The organism is Microbacterium aurantiacum, assembly GCF_002872075.1.
In the GTDB taxonomy this organism is placed as follows: domain Bacteria; phylum Actinomycetota; class Actinomycetes; order Actinomycetales; family Microbacteriaceae; genus Microbacterium; species Microbacterium aurantiacum_A.
Genome location: NZ_PGGU01000002.1, coordinates 71,918 through 87,265 on the forward strand (window position 1 = coordinate 71,918; position 15,348 = coordinate 87,265).

Annotated in this window: 10 protein-coding genes; 6 read left to right on the forward strand and 4 right to left on the reverse strand. The window is 68.1% G+C overall.

Translation table 11 applies throughout. The features are described 5' to 3' along the window. Positions 1 to 8: 8 nt before the first annotated feature. Genes CUR96_RS00890 through CUR96_RS00900 form a run of 3 tightly spaced genes read right to left on the reverse strand, consistent with a single transcriptional unit; the run spans position 9 to position 3,249 of the window. Positions 9 to 875: a sugar phosphate isomerase/epimerase family protein gene (locus tag CUR96_RS00890; RefSeq protein ID WP_102191412.1), complete on the reverse strand. Its 867-nt coding sequence runs from the start codon at positions 873 to 875 to the stop codon at positions 9 to 11. Beyond that, positions 872 to 2,044, reverse strand: a complete 1,173-nt coding sequence (locus CUR96_RS00895) for a dihydrodipicolinate synthase family protein (RefSeq protein WP_102191413.1) — start codon at positions 2,042 to 2,044, stop codon at positions 872 to 874. The genes CUR96_RS00890 and CUR96_RS00895 overlap by 4 nt, the downstream gene beginning before the upstream one ends. Next, positions 2,044 to 3,249, reverse strand: coding sequence for a Gfo/Idh/MocA family protein (locus tag CUR96_RS00900; RefSeq protein WP_180968898.1), 1,206 nt, complete (start codon positions 3,247 to 3,249; stop codon positions 2,044 to 2,046). Before CUR96_RS00900 ends, CUR96_RS00895 begins: the two co-directional genes overlap by 1 nt. A gap of 275 nt (positions 3,250 to 3,524) precedes the next feature. Between CUR96_RS00900 and CUR96_RS00905 the strand changes: the two genes are divergently transcribed. Next, on the forward strand, positions 3,525 to 4,331 hold the full coding sequence (locus CUR96_RS00905) for a GH12 family glycosyl hydrolase domain-containing protein (protein WP_180968899.1): 807 nt from the start codon (positions 3,525 to 3,527) through the stop codon (positions 4,329 to 4,331). A 52-nt stretch (positions 4,332 to 4,383) separates the two neighbouring features. Here CUR96_RS00905 and CUR96_RS00910 read toward each other — a convergent pair whose 3' ends face one another. Further along, the gene (locus tag CUR96_RS00910) at positions 4,384 to 7,254 is read right to left on the reverse strand and encodes a glycoside hydrolase family 2 TIM barrel-domain containing protein (protein ID WP_245861045.1); all 2,871 of its coding nucleotides are present in this window, start codon (positions 7,252 to 7,254) and stop codon (positions 4,384 to 4,386) included. Positions 7,255 to 7,446: 192 nt separating this feature from the next. On the opposite strand from CUR96_RS00910, the gene CUR96_RS00915 reads away from it, so the two are divergent. Genes CUR96_RS00915 through CUR96_RS00935 form a run of 5 tightly spaced genes read left to right on the forward strand, consistent with a single transcriptional unit; the run spans position 7,447 to position 15,331 of the window. Beyond that, positions 7,447 to 8,718, forward strand: a complete 1,272-nt coding sequence (locus CUR96_RS00915) for an ABC transporter substrate-binding protein (protein ID WP_102191416.1) — start codon at positions 7,447 to 7,449, stop codon at positions 8,716 to 8,718. A gap of 25 nt (positions 8,719 to 8,743) precedes the next feature. Continuing rightward, positions 8,744 to 9,682, forward strand: a complete 939-nt coding sequence (locus CUR96_RS00920) for a carbohydrate ABC transporter permease (protein WP_245861046.1) — start codon at positions 8,744 to 8,746, stop codon at positions 9,680 to 9,682. Then, positions 9,676 to 10,578 (forward strand): carbohydrate ABC transporter permease, encoded by a 903-nt coding sequence (locus CUR96_RS00925; RefSeq protein ID WP_102191418.1) that lies wholly within the window; start codon positions 9,676 to 9,678, stop codon positions 10,576 to 10,578. The genes CUR96_RS00920 and CUR96_RS00925 overlap by 7 nt, the downstream gene beginning before the upstream one ends. Further along, on the forward strand, positions 10,578 to 13,643 hold the full coding sequence (locus tag CUR96_RS00930; RefSeq protein ID WP_102191419.1) for an alpha-mannosidase: 3,066 nt from the start codon (positions 10,578 to 10,580) through the stop codon (positions 13,641 to 13,643). The genes CUR96_RS00925 and CUR96_RS00930 overlap by 1 nt, the downstream gene beginning before the upstream one ends. Beyond that, positions 13,640 to 15,331 carry a hypothetical protein gene (locus CUR96_RS00935; protein ID WP_102191420.1) on the forward strand — a complete coding sequence of 564 codons (1,692 nt, stop codon included), beginning with the start codon at positions 13,640 to 13,642 and terminating at the stop codon, positions 15,329 to 15,331. The genes CUR96_RS00930 and CUR96_RS00935 overlap by 4 nt, the downstream gene beginning before the upstream one ends. Positions 15,332 to 15,348: the final 17 nt, after the last annotated feature.

Consider the following 15,348-nt stretch of genomic DNA (forward strand, 5'->3'; position numbering starts at 1 on the left):
CCATCCTGTCAGGGCAGGTGCGGGGAGACCGCGGCACCGAAGGCCTCGGCGGTGCGACGGACGACATCGGCCGGAGCATCCGCCCAGATGTCGGCGTTGAAGATCTCCACCTCGATGTCGCGGTCGTAGCCCGTCTCGATCACGGCGCGCGTGAGCGCACCGAAGTCGATGACGCCGTCGCCCATGTAGTGCCGGGACAGCAGCACGTCCGCGGCCAGCGGCGTCTTCCAGTCGCACACCTGGTAGGTGGCGATGCGCCCCTCGCGGCCGGCTCGGGCGATCTGTTCGAGCACCTGCGGGTCCCACCAGACGTGGAAGGTGTCGACGGCGGCGCCGACCACATCGGCGTCGAAGTCGGCGGCGATGTCGAGCGCCTGACCGAGCGTCGAGACGACGGCGCGGTCGGACGCGTACATCGGATGCAGCGGCTCGATCGCGAGCGTCACCCCGGCCGCCTTCGCATCCGGTGCGAGCGCGCCGATCGCGTCGCGCACGCGCTCACGTGCGCCGACGAGATCCCGTGACCCGGCCGGTAGCCCGCCCGCGACGAGCACGAGCACTGCTGTGGAGCCTTCGGCCCCCGCTGCGGCGAGCGTCGCGGTCTCCTCGATCGCCTGGCGGTTGTCTTCGAGCGCAGCATCCCGTTCCGGTCCGTGCGGCAGCGTGAAGAACCCACCGCGGCAGTGCGTGGAGAATCGCAGACCGGAATCCGACAGCATCCGGGCGGCGATGTCGAGGCCGACCTCGTTCACCGGCTCGCGCCAGAGTCCGATCGACTGCACGCCGGCCCCGGCCGTGACCTGCAACGCCGTCGCCAAGTCGGCGTACTTGATGGTGGCCTGGTTGATGGACAGGCGGGGGTCGACAGCGGTCATGCCTCGACTCCGTTCAGGCGCAGCATCCCGTGCCAGCGCTCGAGCGCGAGCTCGGGATCCTCGAGGGCGAGCGAGGCGTTCGCCAGCTCGACGATGCGGCTCAGGTGCGGCAGGCTGCGCGCCGAGTGCAGGCCGCCGACCATCTGGAACGCCGGCTGGTGCCCGTTCAGCCAGGAGAGGAACGCGACACCGGTCTTGTAGTAGAACGTGGGCGCCGCGAACACCTGACGACTGAGCTCCTCCGTCGGCCCGAGGATCTCCAGGTAGCGCGCCGGATCACCCGCATCGAGCGCCTGGATCGCCGCCGAGGCCACCGGGGTGATCGCCGCGAACGCACCCAGGAGAGCGTCGGAGTGGTTGTCTCCCTGCCCGACCGTATCGCCGCCGATCAACGACACGTAGTTGAAGTCGTCGCCGGTGAACATGCGCACGCCGTCCGGCAGCTGCGCCCGCACCGAGATCTCGGACTCGGCGTTCAGGAGGCTCATCTTCACACCGGCGACCTTGTCCGGGTTCTCGCCGATGATGTCGAGCAGCACCGCGGATGCCGTCTGCCAGTCGTCTGCTCCGAAGTATCCGGCGAGCTCCGGGTCGAACGCCGTGCCCAGCCAGTGCAGCACCACGGGGACCGTTGCTGACGAGAGCACCTCGCGGTACACACGGCGGTAGTCCGCGGCATCCTGAGCGACCCGGGCGAGATGGCGGGAGGCCATCAGGACGGGACCCGCCCCCTGCTCCTCGGTGAAGTGCAGCTGCTCCTTGTAGGCGTCGATCACCTGATCGAGCGGGATGCGGGAGTCGAGGACGTGGTCGGTGTTCACGCCGACCACGACCGAGCCCCCCTCCTCGCGCGCCACCTCGGCGCTGCGGGAGATCAGCTCGCGAGTGGCCTCGGCATCCAGCCCCATGTTGCGCTGCGCGGTGTCCATCGCGTCGGCGACCCCGAGACCCCAGGAGTACACGTTGCGGCGAAACGCGAGCGTGGCGTCCCAGTCGATGTCGGCGGGCTGCCCCGGCGTGTTGTCGGCGGAGACGCGTGGCACGACGTGCGCGGCGGCGTAGGCGACCCGGCTCTGCAGGGGCGCCGACGGACGCCCGTAGGCGCCCGCATCGTTGAGGGCGGCATCCGACAGAGAACCGTCCGCGGCGAGAAGCGTCAGCGCTGCCATCAGAGCGAGAGCTTCTCGATGGCGACCTTGCGTCCTTCGGCACTGGAGATGAGACCGGCCTCGGCGAACTGCACGCCCTTGGCGCCCGCGAGCAGGTCGAAGGGGTAGTCGGTGCCGAGCACGTAGGACTCCAGGTACTCCTCCCACTGCTGACGGAACCCATTGAGGAAGACGTCGTTCGTCGGCACGTTCTGCCAGTCGGCGTCGTAGTCGCGGGTGTCTTCGAGGTCGGGGTTCCAGACCGGCTTCGGGGTGGCGTTGCGCGGCTGGATCTTCGCGCCGAACAGGCCGACGACCGCCGAGCCATGGGTGCCGTCGACCTGGAACTCGACCAGCTCGTCGCGGTTCACCCGGACGGTCCAGCTCGAGTTGATCTCGGCGACGATACCGCCCTCGAGCTCGAAGATCCCGTAAGCGGCGTCTTCGGCGGTGGCGGTGTACTTGTCGCCGTTCTCGTCCCAGCGCTCGGGGATGTGGATCGCCGCCTGGGCATAGACGCTCTTCACCTCGCCGAACAGGTTCTCCAGCACGTAGTTCCAGTGCGGGAACATGTCCGAGATGATGCCGCCGCCGTCTTCTGCGCGGTAGTTCCAGCTCGGGCGCTGCGCCGGCTGCCAGTCGCCCTCGAACACCCAGTAGCCGAACTCGCCGCGCACCGAGAGGATGCGCCCGAAGAAGCCCGAGTCGATGAGGCGCTTGAGCTTCTGCAGCCCGGGCAGGTAGAGCTTGTCGTGCACGACGCCGGTCTTGACGCCGGCCTCCTGAGCGAGGCGGGCCAGCTCGAGCGCCTCCTCGAGAGACTCGGCGGTCGGCTTCTCGGTGTAGATCGCCTTGCCTGCGGCGATCGCCTTGCGAATGGCGGATGCGCGTGCCTTCGTCACCAGGAAGTCGGCGTAGATCTCCCATTTCGGGTCGGCCAGCGCCGCGTCGAGGTCGGTCGTGTAATCCTCGATGCCGTGAAGCGCGGCGAGTTCGGCCAGCTTCTGCTCATTGCGGCCGACGAGGATGGGCTTCACCGTGACGCGGGTGCCGTCGGAGAGCTCGATGCCGCCCTGATCACGGATCGCGAGGATCGAGCGCACCAGGTGCTGCCGGTAGCCCATGCGTCCGGAGACGCCGTTCATGATGATCCCGATCTCGCGCACCTTCGCGTGGGAGAGCTCTGTGGCGGGTGCGTCCAGGGTGGTCGTGTCTGACACTGTCATTCCTTCTGCTCGGCTCATCCTCGAAAATCGGGTAAGCGCTTTCCAGTTGCGTTCATCCTGACACCGGACGGCGCGTTCCGCAAGTACCGGATGGAGCGCCCCTGCGCTCGCACTTGAGAAGAACCGTTGTCCCGTATGCGCGGAAGCGCTTCGACGAATATCGGTCAAACCCTGGACTTTCCGGAAAGTCCGCCCCCATCATGGGCTTCACCGCTATCTCAGCGGATCTCGTCGGGCCAATGGCGGCTCGGCGAAACGTGATTGAAAGGACAGAGATGCCTCAGAGTCGAAACGCATCGATCCGACACAGGATCACCGGCACCGTCGCCGCGCTGTGCCTCGCCGTGGTCCCGGTCGTGGGTTCTGCTGCGCCCGCTCAGGCCGCCAGCACCTGCGCGAGCGGCGGCAACATCGCGATGGGCAAGTACTACGTCGTCAACAACCTCTGGGGGAACGGGTCCGGCTCCGGATGGCAGTGCGTATGGGACAACTGGCAGTCCGGCGACACGGCCGGTTGGGGCACCAACTGGCAGTGGAGCGGGCAGTCCAACTCGGTGAAGAGCTACTCGAGCATCATCCTCGGCTGGCACTGGGGGTGGCAGCGTCCGGGCACCGAGCTCCCGGTCCGGCTGAGCGCGAACCGCAGCATCCCGACCACCTGGAGCTACGAGGTCACCGGCTCGGGCACGATGAACGTCGCCTACGACCTCTGGCTGCACAACGAGTCGAACCCCGGGGCATCGAGCGGTCCCAGCGACGAGATCATGATCTGGCCGTACAAGTCGGGTGGGGCGGGCCCCGCCGGCACACTCCAGGCGAACGTCAACATCGGCGGCGGGAACTGGGACCTGTACCGCGGCTGGATCGACGCGGGCAACGGCACCGGATGGAACGTCTTCTCATTCGTCCGCACGTCGAACACCACCTCGGTGAACTTCAATCTGCGCGACTTCACCGGCAATCTCGTGAACCGAGGGTGGCTCAGCAGCAACAAGTACCTCACCAGCGTCCAGGCTGGCACTGAGGTCTTCACCGGCAACGGCCAGCTGAACACGCACAGCTACTGGGTCGACGTCCAGTAGTCGGCGAGGCGGTGAGCGGTCATCGTCGCGATGACCGCTCACCGTGGTGCGATCAGAGCCGTTCGAGCACGAGGGACACGGCCGCCGCGCGCGGCGAGAGGCGGTGCTGCGGCAGCACCCCCGGGCCGCAGGTGGCCGTGCCCACACCGCTCTGAGCCAGATCGATCGAGACGAAGGTGCGCGCCTCGTCGGGCAGCTCCCAATTGTGCGGGGTCCCGTCCAGCGCGCGCCTGCTGTGCCGTGACACCGTGAGCGCGAACGATGCGCCCAGGGTGCGGATGCGCACCGCACCGTCGCGTGCACGGATGACCGCCTCCCGCACACCCATGCGCGATCCGCTCTCCTGCGGGCGCACGTGGTCGATCGTGAGATCGTCCGCGTCCAGCCGCCACCACCCGAACCGAGCGGCCGAACGCAGGTCGGGGTAGGACGGCATCGGCCCTTCCCCGACGAGGTCCACGCCCTGCGGATTCCCCTCCAGCTCGAGGTCGAGGCCCAGCCGGGCCCACTCGGTCGGCCACGGCCCGCTCGGCGTCAGCTCGACATCCAGCCGCACTGCGGTCTCCGAGAGCGGCGTCCATCGCATCCGGGCCTCCAGTGCGCAGTCGAGGATCGGCACGCCGGTGCGGGAACGGACGACCAGGGTGCCACCGTCGGGCTGGATGCCGAGAAGTCTCGTCACCGTGCGGTCCATTCCCGCGGCCCGCCACCGCTGCGCGTAGGACGGAAGGTCGGGCTCGTCGTCACCCACGTCGCGATCGTTGTCGGTGGGCGCACGCCACACGCCGACATCCGGCCCGGAGATGCGCAATCCGGCAAGCGCCTGCACCCGTCCGGTCACAGGGTCGATCTCGGCGGCACCCACCTCCGCGTCGGTCACCACCGCCTCGAAAGGCGGAGGCACGTCGACAGCGGCGAGCTCCACCTGCTGCCCGCTGCCGAGCAGATGCCCGGCCGCCGCCCACGTGCTGTCCTCGATCGTGACCGCCTCGACCGTCAGCACATCGGCCTGCGACGCGCGACCCTCAGCGCGCGCCTCTTCCGGAAGAGCCACCATGACCCGTTCTCGCGGACCGCAGACCGGTGCGATCAGGTCTCCGGCGGCGACGACCTCGCCGTCGACGGTGCGCGACCACTGCAGCGCGACCCCCGCCAGACCGAGCGTGTCATAGCGATTGCCGATCGTCGCGGCCGAGCGGTCGGCGTCGACCTCGATCGAGACGGGTGCGATCACTGCGGCATAGTGCAGCAGCCCCGGCCGTGGTCGCCGGTGCACGTCGACGAGCCCGTCGATGACGAAGTTCCCGTCGTGCACGTCTTCGCCGAAGTCCCCACCGTAGAGGATGCGTGCGCTGCCATCCGGACCGTCGACCTCGATGCCCTGCTCGATCCATTCCCAGACGAACCCGCCGGCGAGGCGCGGATGGGCCTCGAAGAGGTCCCAGTACTCCTGCATCCCACCGGGGCCGGTGCCCATAGCGTGCGCGAACTCGCAGAGGATGAAGGGCAGGGAACGCCGGTGCTCGTCCTCCCCCGCCGGCTGCTCCTCGGCGATCGCGCGGACCTCATCGTGCGAGGCGTACATCCGCGAGTAGATGTCGACATACGTGCTGGCGTGATCGCCTTCATAGTGGATGAGACGGCTCGGATCGTAGCCTTTGGCCCAGCGCGCCATCGCCTCGAGGTTGGCGCCGGTGTGCGACTCGTTGCCCAACGACCACATGATGACGCTCGGATGGTTCTTGTCCCGGTGCACGGTGCGCTGCATCCGATCGACGAACGCCTCCCGCCAGCGCGGGTCCGCACTCGGGTTTCCCCGCCACTGCACGTGCTCGAAGCCGTGGGTCTCCAGATCGCACTCGTCGATGACCCAGAAGCCCAGCTCGTCGAACAGATCGAGGACGTCGGGATGCGGCGGGTAGTGCGATGTGCGCACCGCGTTGATGTGATGGCGTTTCATCAGGAGCAGCTCTTCGCGCACGACGTCTGCGTCGTGGACCCGGCCGTGCCGCGCACGATGCTCATGCCGGTTCACCCCGCGCAGCATGATCGGGGCGCCATTGACCATCAGCTGCGCATCACGCACCTCGACGCGACGGAACCCGATGCGCAGCGTCACCGACTCCGCCGCCGTCCGCACCTGCGCGTCATACAGGCGGGGGTGCTCCGCCGACCACGGCTCGACGCTCCCCACGTGGATCGTGCCGCTCGCCGCGACGTCGATGTCGAGTTCCGGGATGATGAGATGCGCAGAAGCAGTCGCATCGACGTCGATCTGCACCGTGCCGGCGCCGGTCTCGGGGTCGAAATCCGCCTGGACGAAGACGTCGCGAACAGCCCCGACGGGTTCGCCGTGCACCGTGACGCTGCGGAAGATCCCCGGTAGCCACCACATGTCCTGGTTCTCGAGATATGTGGCATCGCTGAACTGCGCAACCCGCACCGCGAGTCGGTTCCCGGACTCGACGAGCGTGTCCGTGACGTCGAACTCGTGAGTGAGGCGGCTGCCACGCGTCGTGCCGAGCGACACCCCGTTCAGCCAGATCTCGGCAGCTGACTCGATGCCGTCGAAGCGCAGCAACCGGCGCGGAGCATCCCATACCCCGGGGTCGGCATCGAAATCGACCCGGTAGTCGCCGATCGGATTCGCATCCGGAGGATGAGGCGGATCGACGGGGAACGGCATCTGCACGTTCGAGTACGCGGGAAGGCCGTATCCCTGCAGATTCCAGTGCCCCGGCACCTCGATGTCGCCCCATTCCGCGACCGCACTCCGCTGCCACCCGTCGTCGGGCGCACCGCGCAACGACGGCGACACGCGGAACCTCCAGCGGCCGTCGAGCGACTGCGCGGGGCGGTCGGTGCGGAGGCGGGCGCGCGGCACGACTGCGCCCCGTCCGGGAAGCGTGGTTGCGATGTCCACCGAAATGTCTCCCTCTCTCGTGGAGCCGTGCTGCGCCGGGCCCGATTCTGAGCGGACGTGGAAAATCTGCTGGACTCCCCGCACCGGCTGGCGTATGTTCTTAACATTGTCATGACATGCCGACAATTGCGATGCTGGCATCCCGACAGCATCAGGTGGTCTGCTCGCTGGCGAGCGCAATAAGGAGAAACCATGAAGAGTTCCCGCAAGATCCACGCTGTCATCCTCGCCGGTGCGACGATCGGCGCCCTCGCCCTGGCGGGCTGTTCCGGCGGCGGCGGTTCGAACGCCGACGGCGAGGTCGTCCTCGAGCTCGTGCAATCCGGTGACGCCAACCAGGGCGGCGGCTACGCCATGCTCGCGGACAAGTACTTCGAAGAGACGGGCGTGCGCGTCAACGTCGTCGAGGTGCCCAACTCCGACGTGCGAACCCGACTGCGCACCGCCGCGCAGGCCAACGACCTCCCCGCCCTGGCGGCAGCGCCGGCGACAGACCCGGCATGGACCGAGCGCCTGCTCGACCTCACCGATATCTTCGACGAGGCGGGCATCATCGAGCCGCTGAGCGTCGCCGACCCCACAGACGACAAGGTGAAGGCGATTCCCACGACGCTCACCGCCGTGGGAATGTTCATCAACAAGTCGCTGTGGGACCAGGCGGGCGTCACCTACCCCACGTCTCTCGACGAGTCGTGGACATGGGACGAGTACGTCACGAAGGCGACGCAGGTCGTCGACGCGACGGATGCCGAGTACGGCGCCGTCATGGACGCCTCGGCCCATCGCCTGCGCGCGCTCCTGTACGAGTTTGGCAGCGAGGGTGTCACCGAGCAGTCCGACGGAACGTGGGCGCTCGACAAGAAGGGCGCCGAGGCGCTCGAGTACTTCAAGGGCATGCACGACTCCGGCTTCATGCCGGCATCGGTGTGGGGTGCCGGTGACGACCCGAGCGCGACCTTCAAGAGCGGTCGTGTGGCCGGTTACATGTCCGGGGTCTGGCAGATCGCGGACTTCCAGGCGAACATCACCGATTTCGAATGGCTGTCGGTGCCGCTGCCGCAGGAGTCCGTGCGCGCCACCAACTACGGAGCCGCGTCCTGGATCGTCGCGTTCGACGGAACCGGCGTCGAGAAGGAGACCCTCGACTTCGTCAAGTGGATGTACACCGAGGAGAACTACCGCGCCTACTGCGAGCTCTCCGGCTGCCTGCCCTCCATCGACGGACTCGAAGTCACCTACGGCGACGACGCGTACGCGTTCGACCTCTACAACGCGGAGATCGCGGCATCGCCCGCCATCTCGGCGGTCCAGACCACCGACGGCGTCCGCTTCGGCTACGAGGGCAAGTCGCTGGACTCCGAGCCGCTGAAGGATGAGACGGTGAAGTACCTCAACGGCGAGCAGACGCTCGAGCAGACGGTCGAGAACATCGACGCGGCGACGACCGCGATGCTCTCGGACTGATCGGACCGGACACGATCGCATGACTATGACAACGACAACGGGTGCCCCCGCTCGCGCGGCGGGGGCACCCGCGCCCGAGAAGCGGCGGCGTCCGTTCGGCCGCTACCGCATGGCGCCGTTCCTGTTCACCATCGGGACCGCGGCCCTGTTCGGCCTGTTCTTCTTCTGGCCCGGCGTGCTGGGGCTGTCGTACTCCCTCACCGACTACCGCGGGTGGGGCGAGGCGACTTTCGTCGGCCTCGACAACTACGTCGCGCTCATGCAGGATCCGACCTTCTACGGCGCGCTCGGGCGGACCCTCGTCTACACCGTCTTCGCCGTCCCGATGGGCTACGCCCTGTCGCTCGGCATGGCCGTGGCGATCAACGCGGCGTTCTCGCGAGGCAAGACGGCCGCGCGCATCATCTTCTTCCTGCCGTGGCTCGTCTCCCCCATCGTCGCCGGTGTGATCTGGCGGTGGATGTTCGGAGAGAACTTCGGCTTCGTCAACTTCATCATCGGAGCGCTGGGCGGCGAGCGCATCCCCTGGTCGTCCAACGCCGATCTCTCCCTCCTGGTCGTCATCCTCGCCTCGTCGTGGGGCGGGGCGGCCTTCAACATGCTGCTCTTCGTCGCCGCACTCAACAACGTGCCGAAGTCCTACTACGAGGCGGCGGAACTCGACGGGGCCAACGGCTGGCAGCGCTTCCGCCACATCACCCTCCCCTCCATCGCGCCCACCTCCGTGCTCGTGATCCTGCTGTCCACGCTCGGCAGCATGAAGGAGTTCGCGATGATCCAGGCGCTCAACAGCGGCGGCCCGGGCACGCAGAACCGCCTCATCGTGCAGTACATCTACGAGACGGGCTTCAAGCAGTCGGAGATCGGCTACGCCAGCGCGGCATCCATGGTCCTGCTGGTGATCCTCATGATCATCGCGATCGTCCAGCTCCGCATCAGCCGAAGGAGCACCGAGTCATGGTGAGCACCTACACGATCACCGTCCCGACGGACAAGAAGGGCCGTCACCTCGACCGCCGTCAAGCCGAACGGCGCCGACGAGCACGATTCAAGCGCACGCTGCTCCCGACCACGCTGCTCTGGGCGCTCGCGATCCTCATGCTGTTCCCCCTGCTGTGGTTCCTGCTGTCCTCCTTCAAGCCGGGCGGTGAGCTCTTCACCTATCCGCTCTCCTTCCTCCCCCGGGAATGGACGCTCGATGGCTACGCGGCCGCGCTGGAGCGCATCGACTTCGCGCAATACCTGCTGAACACCACGATCGTCGCAACGGTGACCACCGTCCTGACCGTGGCTCTGTGCGCCACGACCGGCTATGCGCTGGCGAAGTACAAGAACCCCTGGCTGAGCGTGCTCGGCCTCTGCATCCTGTCGATGACGATGCTCCCCGGCGAAGTCATCCTGAACCCGATGTTCATCGTGGTGCGGGACCTGGGGCTGTACAACTCGCTGTGGGGCGTGATCATCCCGTCGATCATCACCCCGACCGGCGTGTTCATGTTCCGGCAGTTCTTCGTCACGATCCCCGACGAGCTGATGCAGGCGGCCCGGATCGACGGCGCGAGCGAGTACGGGATCTTCTTCCGCATCATGCTCCCCCTCGCCCGGCCGATCATGCTGACGCTGGCGATCGTTTCGTTCCAGTGGCGCTGGAACGACTACATCTTCCCGCTCATCATCCTCGGCGACCCGGAGAAGTTCACGCTGCAGATCGCACTGCGCGCACTCGTCGGCGCGGAGAACATCGACTGGACCGTCCTGCTCGCGGCGTCCGTGCTGTCGATGCTCCCCCTGATCGCTCTGTACCTTGTGTTCCAGCGTTACATCACCTCGTCGAACATCAACACCGGACTCAAGGACTGATGCTGTCCCACCCACGACTCGTCCTGGAACGCGCCGATCGGTTCGTCCAGGAGTATCTCGCCGCCGGCGTCGTCGCAGACCGCCGGCCGGTCCGAGTGAGCGCATGGGAGGTTCCCGGCACCCCCGGTCGCCCGGGCGAACCCGCCTCGTTCGCCCGGGCCGCGGAGGCGACGTTCACCGCGATCGCCGCCGGTGACGCGTGGGGGCGAGCCTGGGGTACGACGTGGTTCACGGTCGAGGGTGAAGTGCCGTCCGCGTGGGCCGGCCGCACCGGGCGGATCGAGCTGTCGCTCGACCTGGGCTTCAACCAGGCCAAACCCGGATTCCAGTGCGAAGGCCTGGTGCGCACCGCGGACGGCGTTGCGGTGAAGGGCCTCGAGCCGCGCAATCACCACGTCCCCCTCACGCAGACGCCCGGCGAGTCCTTCCGCCTGTACGTGGAAGGCGCCTCGAATCCCGACCTCTCCGGCGGCGACGATTTCAAGAGCGGGACGGCCTTCGCGCCGACCGCGCTGGGCGACCCGGCCACGGCGGGCGCGGCCCCGATGTATCGCCTCGGCGCGTTCGAGGTGCGCCTCATCGATCACGCCGTCGAGCAGCTCCAACGCGAGATCACCGTGCTGTGCGGGCTGGCCCGGGAACTCGTCGACAGCGATCCACGCCGTGCCCGCATCCTCGACGGCGTCGAACGAGCCCTGTATCTCATCGACCCGGACGCACCGGAACGCGATGCCGCCACCGCCAGCGAGTTCCTGCGCCCTCTGCTCGACTCCCCCGCCGCTGCCTCGGCGCACCGCATCGTCGCGACCGGACACGCGCACATCGACTCGGCGTGGCTGTGGCCGAGCCGCGAGACCGTGCGCAAGATCACCCGGACGTACGCCAACGTCGTCGACCTGCTCGACCGCGATCCCGAGGCGGTGTTCGTCAGCTCATCGGCTCAGCATTTCGCCTGGGTGCGTGACAACGATCCGCGTCTGTTCGCGAGGGTGAAGGAGCACGTCGCCGGCGGCCGGTTCATCCCGGTGGGCAACATGTGGGTCGAATCCGACGTGAACATGCCCTCCGGCGAGTCGATCGCCCGGCAGCTCCTGTACGGCACCCGCCTGTTCGAGGAGGAGTTCGGTGCACGCAGCGACGTGGGCTGGCTGCCCGACTCGTTCGGGTTCCCCGCCTCCCTTCCGCAGCTTCTGCGCGGCGCTGGCCTGCGCTGGTTCTTCACTCAGAAGATGTGCTGGAACGACGCCGACACGATGCCGCACCACTCGTTCCAGTGGGAGGGACTGGATGGAAGTCGCATCTTCACCCACTTCCCGCCGAACAACACCTACAGCGGCGATCTTCGCCCCACCGAACTCGCTCGCAGCGTGCGCAATTTCGCCGACCACGACGGTGCGAGCACTTCGCTGATGCCGTTCGGCTTCGGCGACGGCGGCGGCGGCCCCACCCGGGAGATGATGGCCGACCTGCGGCTGCAGGCCGACCTCGAGGGGTCTCCCCGCGTGCGCGTCGGCACGCCTCGGGAGTTCTTCGTCGACGCCGAACAGGAGTACCGGTCACCGCCGGTGTGGTCCGGTGAGATGTACCTGGAGTTCCACCGCGGCATCTACACGTCGCAGTCACGGACGAAGCGCGGCAATCGCCGCAACGAATGGCTGCTCGTCGAGGCCGAGCTGTGGTGCTCCATGGCGACACTCATTCGCGGTGCCGACTACCCGCATGAAGAGCTGGATGCTCTCTGGCGCGAGGTTCTCCTCCTGCAGTTCCACGACATCCTGCCCGGGAGCGCGATCGCCTGGGTGCATCGCGAAGCCGAGGAATCGCACGCGCGCACCACCGCGCGCCTCGAAGGCATCGTCGAAGAGGCGCTGCGCCGGCTCGTCGGCGTCGGGGACCGTCCGATCGCGATGAACGCGGCCCCCTTCGCCTCGTCGGGGATCGACGCGCTCGGTGGCGGTGAGGCGGATGCCGCCGCTCCGGTCGTCGGTACGGCGCTCGATGACGGGTCCATCAGATTCTCCTCCGATGCGCTGACGGTCGTCGTGGGCGCGGACGGCACGCTGCACAGCGTGGTGGACCGCACCGCGCGGCGGGAGCTCATCCCCCATGGCATGCGCGCGAACCTCCTGCAGATCCACGTCGATGCGCCGGCGAAATGGGATGCGTGGGAGCTCGACAGGTCGTACCGGCTGTCGGTCGAGGATCTCGACGCGGGCACCGTCTCGCTCACCGGAGAGGGCGAAGCCCACGTGGTGCGCGAGTTCGGCACCAGCCGCATCGAACAGTGGATCGGCATCGACCCCCAGGGCGGCGGCGTCCGCATCCGCACGCGTGTCGACTGGCACGAGAGACACCGGCTGCTCAAACTGGCGTTCCCGCTCGACGTGCACGCGCCGGATGCCTCGTACGAGACGCAGTTCGGTCATGTCCGCCGCCCCGTGCACACGAACACCTCCTGGGACGAAGCCCGCTACGAGGTCTGCGCGCACCGCTGGGTGCACGTCGGAGAGCCCGGATTCGGTGTCGCGATCGTCAACGACGGTCTCTACGGGCACGATGTGACCCGCGAGAGCGTCGACGGGCGCGTGGTGACCGTCGTTCGGCAGTCGCTGCTGCGGGCGCCGACGTTCCCCGACCCGGATGCCGACCAAGGCGTGCACGAGTTCGTATCGGTGCTCGCCCCCGCAGCGACCACCGGTGACGCTGCCCGCTGGGGGGCGATCGTGGGCACGCCGCTGCGCACCGTGACGGGGGCCGTCGCTCCCGCACCGCTCGTGCGCACGGACCCCGGCGCGTCTGTCGTCATCTCCGCCGTCAAGCTCGCCGCTGACCGCAGCGGAGACCTGATCGTCCGCCTCTATGAGCAACGCGGCTCGCGCGCCACCACCGCGCTGCATCTGAACATCGATGTCGCCGACGCGCGCGTCTGCGATCTCGTCGAGACGACGGGCACCCGGCTGGATGCGTTCCGCGCCCAGGATCCCCGAACGATCCCGGTCGAGCTGCGCCCCTTCGAGGTGCTGACTCTGCGGATGACGCCGCTCCTGGAAGGGACCCGTGTATGAACGCCGTCGATGACGACTTCGTCCGCACGGTCGTCAGCGCCGCGGATGCCGCGGCCACCCGCCTCCTGAACGGCGACGTCCCCCCGCTCGAGGACGCACCGCTGGGACCCCATCGCGAGTCGATGCGCCGCGTGAAGCTGCTGGTCGCCGTGTACCTCGCACCGACGTCGACCCACGAGGGTTCCGCGGCCGCCCTCGCCTCCGCCGAGGCGTACTCCCGTGCGTTGCAGGCGCTGCAGAGCCCGTCCGGGTTGTTCCTCGGAGGGGACAACGCGCAGTCCCCTCCGGACTCCGGGTTCACGATCAACGATCTCGGCGATGTGCTCGAACTCCTGCGTCAGGCAGGCATTCGGCCGGAGCTCGCCGAGGTGACCGGTATCCTCGCCGGCATCGCCGAACGCGCGATCCCCGCGATGCTCGGCGGGGGCGTCCACACGCCCAACCACCGGTGGGAACTCGCCGCCGCCCTCACCCGGTTGTATCGGTTCCGGCCGGATCCGAAGATCATCGAACGCGTCGAGCACTGGCTGGACGAGGGCATCGACATCGACGCGGACGGCCTCTACTCCGAGCGCAGTCCGAACTACGCCGCCTTCGTGACCAACCCCTCGCTGCTGGCGATCGCCGATGTCCTGGACAAGCCGGAACTGCGCGACATCGTCGAGCAGAACCTCGCCGCCACCCTCGGGCTCATCCATGCTGATGGCTCGGTCGAGACGGTGCAGTCGCGACGTCAGGACCAGAAGGAACTGCGGTTCCCTCTCGCTCCCTACGCCCTGCACTATCGGCGTTTCGCGATCGAGCGGGGGCGCGCGGACTTCGCCGCCGCCGCGGGCCTCGCCCTGAGCCGGGAGGTCGCCGAGCCGCAGACCGCTCTGACCGACCTGCTGCTGCATCCGGCGCTGGCCACTCCGCTGCCCGATGCCGAGACGGCGGTGACCGTCGGACGCACGCGCTGGGTCGGCTCCGGACTGGCGATCGACGCGTCGGATGCACGCACGCTCACCGTGTACGGCGGATCGGACTACGCGACCTTCGGCCGCATCCGCTCCGGGCTCGCCAACAATCCCACCTTCCTGCGGATGTCCGCCGGTCGCGTCGTCCTGGATTCCGTGAGGTTGTCGCGGGACTTCTTCGGCCTCGGACCGTTCCGCGCCGATGGCATCGAGGAGACGCCCGAGGGTTTCATCCTGCGTGAGGAGCTGACCCCGGGCTACTATCAGCCGCTCCCCCGCGCCGATCGACAGCCCGAGGGGCGGTACGAGATCAGTGATGAAGGACGTTTCGCTGCGGCGATGTCCTTTCCGCGACGTCCGATCGACGTCGTGTCGCTTCGCACGCGCGTCGACATCATTCCGCAGCCCGACGGTGTCGACCTGATGATCGACACCGATGGCCCGGAATGCGCCTGGTCCCTCGAACTCGCCTTTCGCGATGGCGGCGCCTTCGAGGGCGTGGAGTACCGGCCTGACGGCATCCTGCAGTTCGGCGCCGGACCCGGTCGATACCGCATCGGTGATGCCGCGATCGAGTTCGCCGCCGCCCCGGTGCACGGCGGCCGCGGCGGTTACGCTCCGGGCGAGGACTACACCTACCTCGGGGGCACCGATGCGATGGCCGGCCCCCGGGTATACCTCTCGGGCCGAACCCCGGGGCGCACCGTCGTCACGATCCGCACCGTCTCCTGACCTCCGCGACGACCGCG